This window comes from Streptomyces sp. AA1529, assembly GCF_000280905.1.
Classification (GTDB): domain Bacteria; phylum Actinomycetota; class Actinomycetes; order Streptomycetales; family Streptomycetaceae; genus Streptomyces.
This window is the reverse complement of sequence record NZ_ALAP01000048.1, coordinates 43,841-59,398: the sequence shown is the minus strand read 5'-3', so window position 1 is coordinate 59,398 and position 15,558 is coordinate 43,841. Positions and strand designations below refer to the sequence as shown.

Annotated in this window: 14 protein-coding genes; 9 read left to right on the top strand and 5 right to left on the bottom strand. The window is 69.9% G+C overall.

What is annotated here, in order from left to right:
* Positions 1-3 precede the first annotated feature (3 nt).
* Positions 4-2,703 carry a transglycosylase domain-containing protein gene (locus A949_RS0114475; protein WP_019356734.1) on the bottom strand — a complete coding sequence of 900 codons (2,700 nt, stop codon included), beginning with the start codon at positions 2,701-2,703 and terminating at the stop codon, positions 4-6.
* 369 nt (positions 2,704-3,072) lie between these two features.
* On the opposite strand from A949_RS0114475, the gene A949_RS0114470 reads away from it, so the two are divergent.
* Both A949_RS0114470 and A949_RS0114465 read left to right on the top strand, forming a co-directional pair.
* Positions 3,073-3,711, top strand: coding sequence for a PadR family transcriptional regulator (locus A949_RS0114470; protein WP_019356733.1), 639 nt, complete (start codon positions 3,073-3,075; stop codon positions 3,709-3,711).
* 50 nt (positions 3,712-3,761) lie between these two features.
* Positions 3,762-4,844, top strand: coding sequence for an inositol-3-phosphate synthase (locus A949_RS0114465; protein ID WP_019356732.1), 1,083 nt, complete (start codon positions 3,762-3,764; stop codon positions 4,842-4,844).
* Between the two features lie 139 nt (positions 4,845-4,983).
* Here A949_RS0114465 and A949_RS0114460 read toward each other — a convergent pair whose 3' ends face one another.
* The 3 genes from A949_RS0114460 to A949_RS0114450 all read right to left on the bottom strand — a co-directional run bounded on the left by A949_RS0114460 (position 4,984) and on the right by A949_RS0114450 (position 7,711).
* The gene (locus tag A949_RS0114460; RefSeq protein ID WP_019356731.1) at positions 4,984-6,015 is read right to left on the bottom strand and encodes an alanine racemase; all 1,032 of its coding nucleotides are present in this window, start codon (positions 6,013-6,015) and stop codon (positions 4,984-4,986) included.
* Between the two features lie 82 nt (positions 6,016-6,097).
* Positions 6,098-7,228 carry a lipid II:glycine glycyltransferase FemX gene (locus A949_RS0114455; RefSeq protein WP_019356730.1) on the bottom strand — a complete coding sequence of 377 codons (1,131 nt, stop codon included), beginning with the start codon at positions 7,226-7,228 and terminating at the stop codon, positions 6,098-6,100.
* A 180-nt stretch (positions 7,229-7,408) separates the two neighbouring features.
* Positions 7,409-7,711: a hypothetical protein gene (locus A949_RS0114450; RefSeq protein ID WP_019356729.1), complete on the bottom strand. Its 303-nt coding sequence runs from the start codon at positions 7,709-7,711 to the stop codon at positions 7,409-7,411.
* Positions 7,712-7,989: 278 nt separating this feature from the next.
* On the opposite strand from A949_RS0114450, the gene rpsF reads away from it, so the two are divergent.
* From rpsF to rplI, 4 genes are all read left to right on the top strand, one after another.
* On the top strand, positions 7,990-8,280 hold the full coding sequence (rpsF, locus tag A949_RS0114445; protein ID WP_019356728.1) for a 30S ribosomal protein S6: 291 nt from the start codon (positions 7,990-7,992) through the stop codon (positions 8,278-8,280).
* An 89-nt stretch (positions 8,281-8,369) separates the two neighbouring features.
* Positions 8,370-8,954 (top strand): single-stranded DNA-binding protein, encoded by a 585-nt coding sequence (locus A949_RS0114440; RefSeq protein ID WP_019356727.1) that lies wholly within the window; start codon positions 8,370-8,372, stop codon positions 8,952-8,954.
* Between the two features lie 23 nt (positions 8,955-8,977).
* Positions 8,978-9,214 (top strand): 30S ribosomal protein S18, encoded by a 237-nt coding sequence (gene rpsR / locus A949_RS0114435; protein WP_003978893.1) that lies wholly within the window; start codon positions 8,978-8,980, stop codon positions 9,212-9,214.
* A gap of 18 nt (positions 9,215-9,232) precedes the next feature.
* Positions 9,233-9,679, top strand: a complete 447-nt coding sequence (gene rplI, locus A949_RS0114430) for a 50S ribosomal protein L9 (RefSeq protein ID WP_019356726.1) — start codon at positions 9,233-9,235, stop codon at positions 9,677-9,679.
* Between the two features lie 180 nt (positions 9,680-9,859).
* On the opposite strand, the gene A949_RS0114425 is transcribed toward rplI, so the two are convergent.
* The gene (locus A949_RS0114425; protein WP_019356725.1) at positions 9,860-11,203 is read right to left on the bottom strand and encodes an MATE family efflux transporter; all 1,344 of its coding nucleotides are present in this window, start codon (positions 11,201-11,203) and stop codon (positions 9,860-9,862) included.
* A 471-nt stretch (positions 11,204-11,674) separates the two neighbouring features.
* Here A949_RS0114425 and dnaB point away from each other — a divergent pair, with 471 nt between their 5' ends.
* The 3 genes from dnaB (at position 11,675) to A949_RS0114410 (ending at position 15,440) form a co-directional block, all read left to right on the top strand.
* On the top strand, positions 11,675-14,353 hold the full coding sequence (gene dnaB, locus A949_RS0114420) for a replicative DNA helicase (RefSeq protein ID WP_019356724.1): 2,679 nt from the start codon (positions 11,675-11,677) through the stop codon (positions 14,351-14,353).
* An 85-nt stretch (positions 14,354-14,438) separates the two neighbouring features.
* Complete coding sequence (locus A949_RS0114415; RefSeq protein ID WP_019356723.1) at positions 14,439-14,753, top strand: hypothetical protein; 315 nt, start codon at positions 14,439-14,441, stop codon at positions 14,751-14,753.
* 216 nt (positions 14,754-14,969) lie between these two features.
* Positions 14,970-15,440: a DIP1984 family protein gene (locus tag A949_RS0114410; RefSeq protein ID WP_026004640.1), complete on the top strand. Its 471-nt coding sequence runs from the start codon at positions 14,970-14,972 to the stop codon at positions 15,438-15,440.
* Positions 15,441-15,558 lie beyond the last annotated feature (118 nt).

The window sequence follows — 15,558 nt, the reverse complement described above, 5'->3', positions numbered from 1 at the left end:
CGCTCACTCCTTCCGGGAGCCGACCGGGCCGCCGAAGATCTGGCCGCTGTCGGTGCCGCCGGGATCGCCGGTACCACCCCCGTCGCCGCCGGGGCCGGAGGTTCCGCCGTTCCCGCCGTTGCCGTTCCCGCCGTTGCCGTTTCCGCCGTTGTCGTTGCCGCCGTTCTCCTGGCACCGCGGGTCGAGCGGCGGGCAGCTCGTCTCGGACGGTGAGGGGTCGTTCGACTCGGACTCCGAGGGCTCCTCGGACGGCGTCTCGCTCGGCGTCTCCGACGGGCTCGGCGGCGCCGTGGTCTCGGTCGGCGTCGGCTCGGGGCTCTCGCCGGGCCCGTAGACCTTGTCCCCGATGGGCTGTGCCTTGGGGAACTGCTTGACGCTGGTGCCCTTGAGGGCGGCCTTCATGTAGGAGGTCCAGATCTGCGCCGGGAACGAGGCGCCGTGGATCTTCTCCTGGCCACCGGTGCCGAACATCTCCAGGAACTTGCGGTTCTTGGCGGAGGCGTCGTCGTTCATCCGCCACATGCCGACCGCGGTCGACAGCTGCGGGGTGTACCCGGCGAACCAGGCCGACTTGTTGCCGTCCGTCGTACCCGTCTTGCCGGCCGCCGGGCGGCCGATGCCCTTGGCGACGGTGCCGGTGCCCCGCTCGACGACGTCCGTCAGCACGTCGGTGACGTTGTTGGCCACCTGCGGGCTGAAGGACTGCTTGACCTTGTGTTCGGGCAGGGTCAGGCGCTTGCCGTCCTGGCCGACGACCTTGGTCACCGAGTACAGGTCGCGCTGCTTGCCCTCTGCGGCGAACGTGCCGTAGGCGCCGGCCATCCGGATCGCGCTGGGGGTGGAGATGCCCAGCGAGAAGGAGGGGCTGTTCGACTTGTTGAGGCTGGAGGGCAGCAGTCCGGCGTCCTCGGCGTTCTTGCGCACCGTCGGGATGCCCACGTCCATGCCGAGCTGCACGTAGGGGGTGTTCACCGAGTGCACCATGGCCTCGCGCAGATTGATCCGGTAGTCCTCCGACTTTTCGCCGTAGTCCTGGTTGCCGTCGTTGGTCTGCCGCCAGGACTCCCCTTCCTTGTTCTTCCAGATCTCGCCGTTGTAGTTGCGGACGAGCATCTTGTTCTTGCCGCTGTAGAAGCTCTTGTCCGGGTTGGCGAGAGTGCGCTGGTCGGCGGACTGCTGCTCGTCTCCGCTGCGGTCGCGCACCCCGTCGCGCATGGCGGCACTCAGCACGAACGGCTTGAAGGTGGAGCCGACGGGCACACCGGTCTCGTCCGCGTTGTTGGTGAAGTGCTTGACGTAGTCCTTGCCGCCGTACAGGGCCACGATTCTGCCGTCGCTGGGAGAGACCGAGGCGCCGCCGAACTGGACGTGGGTGTCCAGATCCGGGCGCTTCTTCGGGTCGATGTTCTCCTTGTAGATCTTGTTGACCGAGTCCCGGAGGGCGAACGTCTTCTGCTTGTCGAAGGTCGTGGTGATCTGGTAGCCGCCGCGGTTGAGCTGCTCCCGGGTGAGGACGTCGTTGTTGACCAGATAGCGGTTGGCCAGGTCGATCAGGTAGCCCTTCTGCCCCCGCTTGTCCATCGCCTTCTTCGGCGGCTTGATGTCCGGCAGACCCTTGTCGATGTACTCGTCCGCCTTGGCGCGGGACATCTTGTGGACCTCGACCTCGCGGTTGAGGACGGACGTCCACTTCTTGAGCGAACGTGCCTCGTTGGCCTTCCGGTCGCCCTCGTAGGGGTCGTAGAGCGCGGAGCCGTTCAGCAGCGTCGTCAGATACGCGCCCTCGGAGGCATCGATCTTTTCGACGTCCTTGCCGAAGTACGCCTGCGAGGCCGCCTGGACGCCGAAGGCGCCGCGGCCGAAGTAGGCGGTGTTGAGGTATCCCTCCAGGATCTCCGATTTCTTCATCGTGGCGCCGGCCTTGATGGAGATGAACAGCTCCGTGACCTTGCGCTTGATGGTCTGGTCCTGGGTGAGGTAGTTGTTCTTGACGAACTGCTGGGTGATCGTCGAACCGCCCTGGGTCTCACCGCCGGTCGCCATGTTGAAGCCTGCGCGTGCGATACCCATCGGGTCGACGCCGGAGTCGTCCCAGAACGAGGCGTTCTCCGAGGCGACGACCGCGTGCTGGAGCGACTTGGGCATCTGGCTCAGTGAGACGTTCTGCCGGTTCTTCTCGCCTTCGGCGCCCGCCACCGCGAGCCGGTCGCCGTTCTCCCAGTAGTAGACGTTCGTCTGCGAGCGCGCGTCCGCCTTGGCCTGGTCGGGGACCTCCACCATCCACAGGCCGATCGCGAAGGCGACGATCAGCAGCCCGACGAAGCCGAAGCCGGTGGCGGACACCAGTTTCCAGGACGGCAGCCAGCGCCGCACGCCGTGCTTCCCGGCCCGCGGGTAGTCGATGAAGCGCTTGCGCTCCGGCGTCTCGCGGCCGCGACCGGCTCCGCGCCGCCCGCCCTGGGCGTTCGCGGCCGCCGACGCGGCCCGCCGCCGTCCGCCGCCCTGGGCGGCCCTCCTGGCCTCCGCGCGGCCGCCGTGGCCGGAGCCGCCGGGTGCCGACCGGTGGCCCTGTGCCTCGGGCCCCGGACCGGAGGGCGGCTGCTGCTCGCCACCGCGGGAGGCCGACCGGCGGCCGGAGGACGGTGGCGGCTGCGCCGCGCGACGGCCGCGCCCCTGCGGCGGCTTTCGACGGTTTCCGCTCATTGGAACAGCTACTCCTCGGGCAGGCGGCCCGTGCGCCTGAAGGTGGCAGTTTGCTTCTGGTCCCCCCGGGTGCGCCGGGACGGGAGAACCGGACCCGGACGCACTTCACCGGAGACGAGGACGCGCACTCGCGTCGCACGGTTCCCGGTGGTCTGCACGCGGACAGACTACGCAGCTCCAAAACCATCCTTAGCCGGTATTCGCCACAAAGGACGCAAAGGTACTCCGGTGAATCGGCGATGTGAGGGCCTTCACCGACCCCCCTCTTGTCGCTTCCGGCGCCGCGTTCTATCGTCGAGATGTATCGAGTCGATACATCAGAGCGAGATAAGCACGGGATAAGCGGTTGTGGACGGAGGTGGGCGGACGGTGAGCAGGCGCTCCGGCGTACTCGAGTTCGCCGTACTCGGTCTGCTGCGCGAGTCCCCGATGCACGGGTACGAGCTGCGCAAGCGGCTCAACACCTCGCTCGGCGTCTTCCGCGCCTTCAGCTACGGCTCGCTCTACCCCTGCCTCAAAGCGCTGGTGCAGCGCGGCTGGCTGGTGGAGGAGCCGAGCGAGCAGCCGGAGGAGCAGCAGTCCGCGCGGGCCCAGACGGCCCCGCTGGCCGGGCGCCGGGCGAAGATCGTGTACCGGCTGACGGCCGACGGCAAGGAGCACTTCGAGGAGCTGCTCTCCCAGACGGGTCCCGACACCTGGGAGGACGAGCACTTCGGCGTCCGCTTCGCGTTCTTCGGCCAGACCTCGCGCGACGTCCGCATGCGCGTGCTGGAGGGACGCCGCAGCCGACTGGAGGAGAGGCTCGCCAAAATGCGCGCCTCCCTCGCCCGTACCCGCGAGCGCCTCGACGACTACACGCTCGAACTGCAGCGCCACGGCATGGAATCCGTGGAGCGCGAAGTCCGCTGGCTCAGCGAACTCATCGAGAGCGAGCGTGCGGGGCGCCCGGCACGGGAGACCCGTCCGGACCGTCCAGCACCGGGTCCGTCCGACAACACCGACAGATGAGGCCGCGCTCCGTTGCGAGCCTCAGCGAGAACACACAGGGAGCAACCGGAATGGGTTCGGTTCGCGTAGCCATCGCCGGCGTGGGCAACTGCGCCGCATCGCTGGTCCAGGGCGTCGAGTACTACAAGGACGCCGACCCGGACGGCAAGGTGCCGGGTCTGATGCACGTCCAGTTCGGCGACTACCACGTGCGCGACATCGAGTTCGTCGCCGCCTTGGACGTCGACGGCAAGAAGGTGGGCCTCGACCTGGCCGACGCCATCGGCGCCAGCGAGAACAACACCATCAAGATCTGCGACGTGCCGCCCACCGGCGTCTCCGTGCAGCGCGGCCACACCCACGACGGTCTGGGCAAGTACTACCGCGAGACCATCGAGGAGTCCGACGCCGCCCCCGTCGACGTCGTCCGGGCGCTGAAGGACGCGCAGGCGGACGTGCTGGTCTGCTACCTGCCCGTCGGCTCGCAGTCGGCCGTGGAGTTCTACGCGCAGTGCGCCCTGGACGCCGGGGTGGCCTTCGTCAACGCGCTCCCCGTCTTCATCGCCGGCACCAAGGAGTGGGCGGACAAGTTCACCGCCGCGGGCGTGCCGATCGTCGGTGACGACATCAAGTCGCAGGTCGGCGCCACCATCACGCACCGGGTGATGGCGAAGCTGTTCGAGGACCGCGGGGTCGTCCTGGACCGCACGATGCAGCTGAACGTCGGCGGCAACATGGACTTCAAGAACATGCTGGAGCGGGAGCGGCTGGAGTCCAAGAAGATCTCCAAGACGCAGGCCGTCACCTCCCAGATCCCCGACCGCGACCTGGGCGCCGACAACGTGCACATCGGCCCCTCGGACTTCGTCGCCTGGCTGGACGACCGCAAGTGGGCCTACGTCCGGCTGGAGGGCCGTGCCTTCGGCGACGTGCCGCTGAACCTGGAGTACAAGCTCGAGGTGTGGGACTCGCCCAACTCCGCCGGTGTGATCATCGATGCGCTGCGCGCCGCGAAGATCGCCAAGGACCGCGGTATCGGCGGCCCGATCCTCTCGGCGTCCTCGTACTTCATGAAGTCGCCGCCCGTGCAGTACTTCGACGACGTGGCCCGGCAGAACGTGCAGGACTTCATCGACGGCAAGGCGGAGCGCTGACCGCCGGCCGCTGACGGCACACTGCGCGGAGGGGCCCGGGGAAACGTCCCCGGGCCCCTCCGCGCGTGCGCCGCAACTGCTGAAATCGCTCCCTGCGGCCGGGGTGGAAGGGTCCGGGCCGCCGTTCAGCGGGCTGCCGTCAGCGGTCCACCGTCCGGTCCACCGCGGTGGTGGTGTGGCGGAGGATCGCGACGAGCTCCTCGCCCACATGCGGCTCCGGCGCGTCGGCGGGGACGAAGAGGATGGAGACCTGCATGTGCGGCGGCTCGGCGAACCAGCGCTGCTTGCCGGCCCAGACGAACGGGGAGAGGTTCCGGTTGACCGTCGCCAGCCCCGCGCGGGCGACGCCCTTGGCGCGCGGTGTGATGCCGTGCAGCGCCTTGGGGGACTCCAGGCCCACCCCGTGCGAGGTGCCGCCCGCGACGACGACGAGCCAGCCGTCGCCGGACGCCTTGGCCTGCCGGTAGCCGAACCGCTCTCCCTTGGCCACCCGGCTGACGTCCAGGATCGCGCCCCGGTACTCGGTGGCGGCGTGGTCGCCCAGCCACAGCCGGGTGCCGATCCGGGCGCGGAAGCGGGTCTGCGGGAACTGCTGCTGGAGGACGGCGAACTCCTCCGGCAGCAGGTGGCTGACGAACATGGTGTCCAGCGGCAGCCGCGCGGCGCGCAGCCGGTCCATCCAGCCGATGACCTCCTCCACCGCGTCCGAGCCGTCGGCCCGGTCCAGCGGCAGATGGATGGCGAAGCCCTCCAGACGGACCTCGTCGATGGCGGCGTGCAGCCGCGGCAGGTCCTGCTCGGTGACGCCGTGCCGCTTCATGCTGCTCATCACCTCGATGACGACCCGGGCCCCGCGCATGAGGCCCACGCCCTCCACCGAGGAGACCGAGCGGATGGCGCGGTCGGGCAGCGGCACCGGTTCCTCGTCCTTGCGGAACGGGGTGAGCACCAGCAGATCGCCGCCGAACAGGTCCTTCGTACGGGCCGCCTCGTAGGTGGTGCCGACGGCCAGGATGTCGGCGCCGAACGCGGTGGCCTCGTCGGCCAGGCGCTCGTGGCCGAAGCCGTAGCCGTTGCCCTTGCAGACCGGCACGATGCCCGGGAACTGCTGGATCACGGTCTGCTGGTGCGCCCGCCAGCGATCGTTGTCGACGTAGAGGGAGAGCGCCATGGCCGGTACGGAACCTTTCTGGTGGGGTCGTCTGTGAGGTCGTGCGGGCGGGCGGACAGCGGGGACGGGCGCGGGGAGCGCGTCAGCGGCGCGACATGTACATGTCGAGTGCCTTGTGCAGCAGCTTGTTGAGCGGGAAGTCCCACTCGCCGAGGTACTCGGCCGCCTGCCCACCGGTACCGACCTTGAACTGGATCAGGCCGAACAGGTGGTCGTTCTCGTCCAGCGAGTCGCTGATGCCGCGCAGGTCGTACACGCTCGCACCCAGCGCGTAGGCGTCCTGGAGCATGCGCCACTGCATCGCGTTGGAGGGCCGCACCTCGCGCTTGTGGTTGGCGGAGGCGCCGTAGGAATACCAGACGTGACCGCCCACGACCAGCATGGTGGCGGCCGAGATGCGCTCGCCCTCGTGCTCGGCGAAGTACAGCCGCATCCGCTGCGGGTCCTCGGCGTTCAGCACGTTCCACATCCGCTGGAAGTACGCCTTGGGCCGGGGCCGGAACCGGTCGCGCTCGGCGGTGATCTCGTACAGCCGCTGCCACTCGTCCAGGTCGTACGGGTTGGCCATGTCGCCCTGGACCACCTGCACCCCGGCCTTGTCGGCCTTCTTGATGTTGCGGCGCCAGAGCTGGTTGAAACTCTTGTGCACGTCCTCCAGCGAGCGCCCCTCCAGCGGGACCTGGAAGACGTAGCGCGGCTGCACGTCGCCGAAGCCCGCGCCGCCGTCCTCACCCTGCTGCCAGCCCATCCTGCGCAGCTTGTCCGCCACCTCGAAGGCACGCGGCTCGATGTGCGTGGCCTCGATGTCCCGCAGCCGCTTGACGTCCTGGTCCTGGATGCCCTTCTTGATGGCCGCCGCGTCCCAGCGCCGGATCACCACGGGCGGGCCCATCTTCACGGAGAAGGCGCCGTGCTGCTTGAGGTGGTCGAGCATCGGGCGCAGCCACTCGTCCAGGTTGGGCGCGTACCAGTTGATCACCGGACCCTCGGGCAGATACGCGAGGTAGCGCTTGACCTTCGGAAGCTGCCGGTAGAGCACCAGACCGGCCCCCACCATCTCGCCCGTACGCTCGTCGAACCAGCCCAGGCTCTCCGAGCGCCACTCGTTCTTGACGTCCGCCCAGGCGGGCACCTGACAGTGGCTGGCCGACGGCAGGCTCTGGATATACGCCAGATGCTGCTCTCGGCTGACGGTCCTCAGGGTCAGGCTCATGGCGGGACGCTCCTCCGGCGAACTGACGATGCTCGCCGGGAAGCCTACTGTGCCCCGCAACGCCCTGTTCGGCCCAGGGCCGGGCCGGAGAGGCGGTTTCCCGCCGCCCCGCCGGCTCCCGCGCGGGCCGCCCTCCGGGCTCCCGCGCGGTGCGCCCGCCCACGGCGCCGGTGGAACCGGCTACGGCACCAGTCCGCCGTGCGCCACGCCCAGGTAGAACCCGACCGCCGCGGCGCCGAGCCCGATGATCGTCACGAACCGCTCACCTGTCGTCGCGGAGATGAACTGGCCCCAGGCCCCGGTCAGGATCCCGATCAGCCCCGCCCACGAGCCGATCATGTGCAGCCCCGGCCACCATGCGGTGATCACGGCCACCAGGCCCAGCAGCAGCGTCACGCTCGCGAAGGAGTTCTCCACGGGATGCCGCTTGCCGTCGGAGTTCAGATAGGAGAAAGGATGGTTCCAGCGCACTGCCTGTGCCATGTGGCACCTCCCGACGCAGCTGTGGACAGTGTGACGCGGCTCCGGGCGGGGACGCGGCTCCCGGGGGAAGCGCGGCGCGGACTGTAACGCCGCTCACATCTGAGGTGTCCAGATTGCTCCGGGTTACCCCTGGATTTCAACCGGAAGGCCGTGGCCGGGTAGGCTGGCCCGTCTGCACCCCGCGAGGCGGAATCGACTCCCGCGGGTGCGGATACGCATCACGACCCTCCTGCCACGGAACGACCGTGGCCGCTGAGTCCAGAGGAGGTGGGTTCCACATGCGTCACTACGAGGTGATGGTCATCCTCGACCCCGATCTGGAGGAGCGCGCTGTCTCCCCCCTGATCGAGAGCTTCCTTTCCGTCGTCCGCGAGGGCAACGGCAAGGTCGAGAAGGTCGACACCTGGGGCCGTCGTCGTCTCTCCTACGAGATCAACAAGAAGCCCGAGGGCATCTACTCGGTCATCGACATGCAGGCCGAGCCCGCTGTGGTCAAGGAGCTCGACCGGCAGATGAACCTGAACGAGTCCGTCCTGCGGACCAAGGTCCTGCGCCCGTCGACCCACTGAGGCCGACTCCCGAGTAGCACCGAGCACCACAGCTCCACCGAGCACCACCAGGCACCACAGCAGCCAGCAGCACGCCGAGAGGTTCACCCATGGCAGGCGAGACCGTCATCACGGTCGTCGGCAATCTCGTCGACGACCCCGAGCTGCGCTTCACCCCCTCCGGTGCGGCGGTCGCGAAGTTCCGTGTCGCGTCCACCCCCCGCACCTTCGACCGGCAGACCAACGAGTGGAAGGACGGCGAGAGCCTGTTCCTGACCTGCTCGGTCTGGCGGCAGGCGGCGGAGAACGTCGCCGAGTCCCTCACCAAGGGCACCCGCGTCATCGTGCAGGGCCGCCTCAAGCAGCGCTCGTACGAGGACCGTGAGGGGATCAAGCGCACGGTCTACGAGCTGGACGTCGACGAGGTCGGCGCCAGCCTCCGCAACGCCACGGCCAAGGTCACCAAGACCACCGGCCGCGGCGGCCAGGGCGGCGGCTTCGGCGGTGGCGGCGGCCAGGGCGGCGGCGGCAACTGGGGCGGCGGCCCCGGTGGCCAGGGCGGCCAGGGCGGCGCTCCCGCGAACGACCCGTGGGCCACCGGCCCGGCCGGCGGCGGCCAGGGCGGCGGCGGCAACTGGGGCGGTGCCCCCGGCGGCGGCAACGGTGGCGGCTACTCGGACGAGCCACCCTTCTGAGCGAAACTCATAGGAGTAGAGACATGGCGAAGCCGCCTGCTCGCAAGCCGAAGAAGAAGGTTTGCGTGTTCTGCAAGGAGAAGATCTCCTACGTCGACTACAAGGACACGAACCTGCTGCGGAAGTTCATCTCCGACCGCGGCAAGATCCGTGCCCGCCGGGTCACCGGCAACTGCACCCAGCACCAGCGCGACGTCGCCACGGCCGTGAAGAACAGCCGTGAGATGGCGCTGCTGCCCTACACCTCGACCGCGCGATAAGGGAAGGGTGACCACACCATGAAGATCATCCTGACCAACGAGGTCTCCGGCCTCGGTGCCGCAGGCGACGTCGTCGAGGTGAAGGACGGCTACGCCCGCAACTACCTGGTCCCGCGCGGTTTCGCGATCCGCTGGACCAAGGGCGGCGAGAAGGACGTCGAGCAGATCCGCCGCGCCCGCAAGATCCGCGAGATCGCGACGATCGAGCAGGCCGACGAGATCAAGGCCCAGCTCGAGGGCCTGCGCGTCGGCCTCACGGTGCGCGCCGGGGAGCAGGGCCGGCTGTTCGGCTCCGTCACCCAGGCGGACATCGCCGACGCCATCAAGGCGTCCGGTGGCCCCGACGTGGACAAGCGCCGCATCGAGGTGGGCTCGCCCATCAAGTCGCTGGGCGCCCACCAGGTCGCGGTGCGGCTGCACGCCGACGTGACCGCCACGGTCGGCGTCGAGGTCGCAGCGGCCTGACGCCGCGCGCGGCCGCGGTCGGCTGCGGTCGGCCCGAGCCGGCTGAGACACGCAGCAGGGCGCACCCCCTTTCGGGGGTGCGCCCTGCTGCGTGTCGTATCGGGGCCGTCCTGGCTGCCCGGTACGGGGGCGCGCGGCGCCCGGCCGGTGCGCTCCGCCCGGGCACGCGCCGGACCTCCGTCAGGCGCGTACCGCGCCGGTGACGGCCCAGCGCCCCGAGCGGGCCCGCAGGGCCAGGGTGACCAGCCGGGTGGCCATCATCAGCCCGGCGACCGTCCACCACAGCGAGGTGAGCCCGCCGCCGAGCGCCGGTACCGCCAGCGCGACCGGCGCGAAGACCGCCAGGGTGACCAGCATGGCGCCCGCCAGATAGGGACCGTCCCCGGCGCCCATGAGCACTCCGTCGAGCACGAAGACCACGCCCGCGATCGGCTGGGTGACGGCCACCACCAGCAGTACCGGCGTGAGCTGGTCGATCACGGCCTGGTCCGTCGTGAAGAGCGGCATGAACAGCGGCCGCACCAGCGCGACCAGCGCCCCCAGCACCACCCCGGAGACCACGCCCCACAGCACCATCCGCCGGCAGGCCGCCGTGGCCCCCTCGACGTCGGAGGCGCCGAGACAGCGCCCGATGATGGCCTGGCCGGCGATGGCGATGGCGTCCAGCGCGAAGGCGAGCAGCGACCAGAGGGTGAGGGTGATCTGGTGGGCCGCGATGTCCGCGTCGCCCATGCGCGCCGCCACCACCGTGGCGATCAGCAGAACGGCACGCAGCGAGAGCGTCCGGATCAGCAGCGGGGCCCCGGCCCGCCCGCTGGCCCGGATCCCGGCGAGGTCGGGACGCAGCGAGGCGCGGTGCCGCAGGGCGGCGCGTACCACCACGGTCAGATAGACGGCGGCCATCCCCCACTGCGCGAGCACCGTGCCCCAGGCGGAACCGGCGATGCCGAGCCCGGCGCCGTAGACGAGCAGCGCGTTGAGCGCCGCGTTGGCGCTGAACCCGCCGACGGCCACGTACAGCGGGGTCCTGGTGTCCTGGAGGCCGCGCAGCACGCCGGTCGCGGCGAGGACGACGAGCATGGCCGGGATGCCGAGCGCGCTGATGCGCAGATAGGTGGTGCCGGGCGGTGCCGCGGTCGGGGAGGCGCCGAACGCGTCGATGAGCCAGGGGGCCGTCGGCAGCACCACTGCCACCACGAGTCCGCCCAGCAGGAGCGCGAGCCAGATGCCGTCGAGGCCCTGGCGGAGTGCGGCGGGCAGATCGTCGGCGCCCAGTCGGCGGGCGACGGCGGCGGTGGTGGCGTAGGCCAGGAAGACGAAGATGTTCACGCCGGTCTGCAGCAGTGCCGCGGCGACGCCGAGCCCGGCGAGCTGGGGGGTGCCGAGGTGGCCGACGATGGCGCTGTCGGCCATGACGAAGAGGGGCTCCGCGACGAGTGCGCCGAAGGCGGGGAGGGCGAGCGCGACGATCTCGCGGTCGTGGCGTCGCACGGTGGCGCGCGTGGTCGGGGAAGCGGGGCGCATAGGTTCGATCCAAACATCCACAGGTAATGAGCACAACGGGCTTGTGGCACTTACTTTACGGTGTACGCGACAGGCGCGAACACCCTCGGTGATCCTCCCGGGGGTGCCGACGGAAAGTTTTTTCGCCGCACAGGGCGTGGACGGTGAAAGTGCAGGTCAGGGTAGCTGTTGTGGTGAGGTTCGGAAGTAATCCACAGCACTGTCCCCCGACTCGTGCACAGCTTTCGGCGGCTTCTCCACAGGTTGGCCCCGACTGTCCACACCACCCTGTGGATAAGGTGATTGGCTGAACCGTGCGGGCCGCCTACGGTGTACCAGCGCCCGTGCAGCCCGTTTCAGCGTTTCCCCCTGTCTTCACCGTCGCAGCGACGCGCCGTGACCCGGGTCGGGCGGCCCGATTGCCAGCGTTTGTCAGTGCTGTGCCGTAAGACTGTGCCCTACGACGGGACCTGTGGGAGGAGGCGGAGCGGGGTGACCCAGCAGCCCGAGCATGTGGAGGACCCCTGGGCCGCGGACCTCGCCACCGAGGAGGGCTTCGCCCTGACGGCGCAGCCGCCGCAGGGCCGCCGGCGCAACGGCAGCGGCGGCGGGAGCAACGGCGGACCGGGCGGCGGCTTCCGCTCCGGCCCCGGCGCGGAGCGCTCCGGCCTGCCCGAGCAGCACGAACGCGGAGCCGAGGGGCCGGCAGGCGGGTTCGAGCGGGTGCCCCCGCAGGACCTGGAGGCGGAGAAGTCGGTCCTCGGCGGCATGCTGCTGTCCAAGGACGCCATCGCCGACGTGGTCGAGGTCCTCAAGGGCGTCGACTTCTACCGCCCCGCGCACGAGACGGTCTACCAGGCGATCCTCGACCTCTACGCCAAGGGCGAGCCCGCCGACCCCATCACCGTCACCGCCGAACTCACCCGGCGCGGGGAGATCGCCCGCGTCGGCGGCCCCGGCTACGTCCAGGCGCTGGTCCAGGCCGTCCCCACCGCGGCGAACGCCGAGTACTACGCGGAGATCGTCCACGAGCGCGCCATCCTGCGCCGCCTGGTCGAGGCAGGCACCCGCATCACCCAGATGGGCTATGCGGCGGACGGCGACGTGGACGACATCGTCAACGGCGCCCAGGCCGAGATCTACGCCGTCACCGAGCAGCGCACCTCCGAGGACTACCTCCCGCTCGGCGACATCATGGAAGGCGCCCTCGACGAGATCGAGGCCATCGGCTCCCGCAGCGGCCAGATGACCGGCGTCCCCACCGGCTTCACCGATCTCGACTCGCTCACCAACGGCCTGCATCCCGGCCAGATGATCGTCATCGCCGCCCGCCCTGCCATGGGCAAGGCCCTCGCGCTGGACACCCCCCTCCCCACCCCCTCCGGGTGGACGACGATGGGCGAGGTGAAGGTCGGGGAGCGGCTGCTGGACGCGCACGGCCGCGCCACCCGCGTCACCGCCGCCACCGAGGTCATGACGGACCGCCCCTGCTACGAGGTCCGGTTCGACGACGGCACCGCGCTCGTCGCCGACGCCGAGCACCAGTGGCTCACGGACACCCCCGCCTCCCGCCGGGCCGCGCGGGAAGCAGCCCGCAGCGGCGACGACCGGCCCCCGCAGGACCTCCCCGCGGTGCGCACCACCCGGCAGCTCGCCGAGACCCTGCACTCCGCATCCGGCCGCCGCCCCGCTCACTCGGTGCGGAACTCGGCCCCGCTGGACCTGCCCGAGCGCCGACTGCCGCTCGCGCCGTACACGCTGGGCGCCTGGCTCGGCGGCTCCCCCGACGGTGACGTGGCCTCCGACGGCGACGGGACAGCCGACACGCTCCGGGTCACCACCGACGAACCCGAGGTGCTGCTGCACATCGGAGCCGACGGATACGCCACCTCCCCCGTGGGCCACTCGGCGAGCCACGCACTCCACCTGCCCGGCGCTCCGGTGCCGTCCGGGAGCGTCCGGACGGTTCTGCGCACGATGGGGATGACGGAGAGCAAGCGCATCCCGCGGAGCTACCTGCGGGCCTCCGAGCCCCAGCGCCGGGCACTCCTGGCCGGACTGCTGGACACCCACGGCACGGTCGGCGAGGCGGGCGCCGTCAGCTTCGCCGTCACCCGTCGGCAGTTCGCCGAGGACTTCCGCGAACTGCTGCTCGGCCTCGGCTACCGCTGCTCCTGGACCACCCGCCGGCTGCGGGACGGGGACGAGGAGCACGGCCTCAGCCGGGACCACGGCCCCAGCGAGGAACCCCCGGCGGACCCGGTGCTCCACGAGGTCACCTTCACCACCCCCGACGAGGTCTTCCGGCTGGAGCGGAAGCGGCTGCTCCACAAGGAGCGGAGGCCCGCACACGCTCCTCGTGCGGAGGCCCGGTTCATCACCGAGGTGCGACCGGTCCCCAGCGTCCCGGTGCGCTGTGTACAGGTGGACAACCCCGACAGCCTCTATCTGGCCGGCCGGGCGATGGTTCCCACCCACAACTCCACGCTCGCGCTGGACTTCGCCCGCGCCTGCTCCATCAAGCACACCATGCCCAGCGTGATCTTCTCCCTGGAGATGGGCCGCAACGAGATCGCGATGCGCCTGCTGTCCGCCGAGGCCCGGGTCGCACTGCACCACATGCGCTCGGGTTCGATGACGGACGAGGACTGGACGCGGCTGGCCCGTCAGATGCCCCAGGTCACCGACGCGCCCCTGTACATCGACGACTCGCCCAACCTGTCGATGATGGAGATCCGCGCCAAGTGCCGCCGCCTCAAGCAGCGCAACGACCTCCAACTGATCGTCATCGACTACCTCCAGCTGATGCAGACGGGCGGCTCCCGCCGCCCCGAGAGCCGCCAGCAGGAGGTCTCGGAGATGTCCCGTAACCTCAAGCTGCTCGCCAAGGAGCTGGAAGTCCCGGTCATCGCCCTCTCCCAGCTCAACCGCGGACCCGAACAGCGCACCGACAAGAAGCCGATGGTCTCCGACCTGCGTGAGTCCGGCTCCATCGAGCAGGACGCGGACATGGTGATCCTGCTGCACCGCGAGGACGCCTACGAGAAGGAGTCCCCGCGCGCGGGCGAGGCCGACCTGATCGTCGCCAAGCACCGCAACGGCCCCACCGCCACCATCACGGTCGCCTTCCAGGGCCACTACTCCCGCTTCGTCGACATGGCCCAGACCTGACGTCTTGCTGTAGGGCCTCAGATTCCGCGGCACAGGCTCATGTCCGATCGCACAGCGGACGTATCCGGCCCGGCATGATGGCGTGGTGACCGCATGGATGCGCTGCTACTGGGGCGAGGAAGACATCTGGTTCTACTTCGAGGTCGATGCCGAAGGCTGGGTGATCCGGCAGGTCGAACTCCAAGGGCCTGAACCGGCCCCGATCGCAGCCGCCTCCCTCGCCGAATGGCAGCAGGCCCATGAAGCGGGCCGCATCGAGGAGTACGACAGCAGGTTCGGGATCACCGCCGAGGTGCCCGTCCCGGAATGGGAAGGCCACGATCCCGAGCAACTCACCTTCGAGGAGTTCGAGGAAGTCTGGGGGGCTGCCCGTCGCCGGATCGCATCCCGGCTCGGCTGACCGCTCGGTCCCACACTGCCTGTTCGCGACGCTCGTGCAGCGGCTCACGCACCGTCCCGGGATGCCGCCGCAGCGGAGGTGCCGGCAAGTGCTGACCGTCAGCACCGGCGAACGGATCCGGGGTCCTCGATGGCCGTCCCGAGCAGAATCCAGGTGCGCATGAGCTGATCCGCATTCGTATACTCGTGCGAGCACATGGAGGGGGAGGTGGGGACAATGAAGCTTGCTGAGGCACTGGCAGAACGTGCGGAGGCGACGCGGCGTGTGGAACAGCTGCGAGCGCGCGTCGTCAGCAGCGCGCGACACCAGGAAGGGGAGACTCCCGCCGAGGACGCGGCCCAGCTCTTGGCTGAGGCCGGTGCGGTGCTGGATGCTCTGGAAACGTTGATCCGGCGGATCAATCGGACCAATGCCGCCGTGGAGTTGGAACCGGATGGGACGCTCACCGATGCCCTCGCGCGCCGGGATGTCCTGCGGTTGCGTCACTCTGTGGTCACTGCGGCGGCGGACGCGGCAGCGGGTAAGGGCGAGCGGGGATACGGTCGGCAGCTTCGGTCCGAGCTGATGATGCTTTCCGCGCTTCCGGTCGCGGAACTGCGCGGACAGGCAGATGCGCTCGCCCGAGAGATCCGCGAGGTCGATGTGCGGATCCAGCGTACGAACTGGGAGGTCGACCTGTTGGACTGAGCAGTCCAGCGGGCTGGGCGATATGGAGTAGGTAGCTGCTTCGGAGGCGTGCACACACCGAGGGCTGGCGGTCTTCCAGCTCACTCCTGGCGCGTGAAGGGCAACGCAGGGGTTCGAC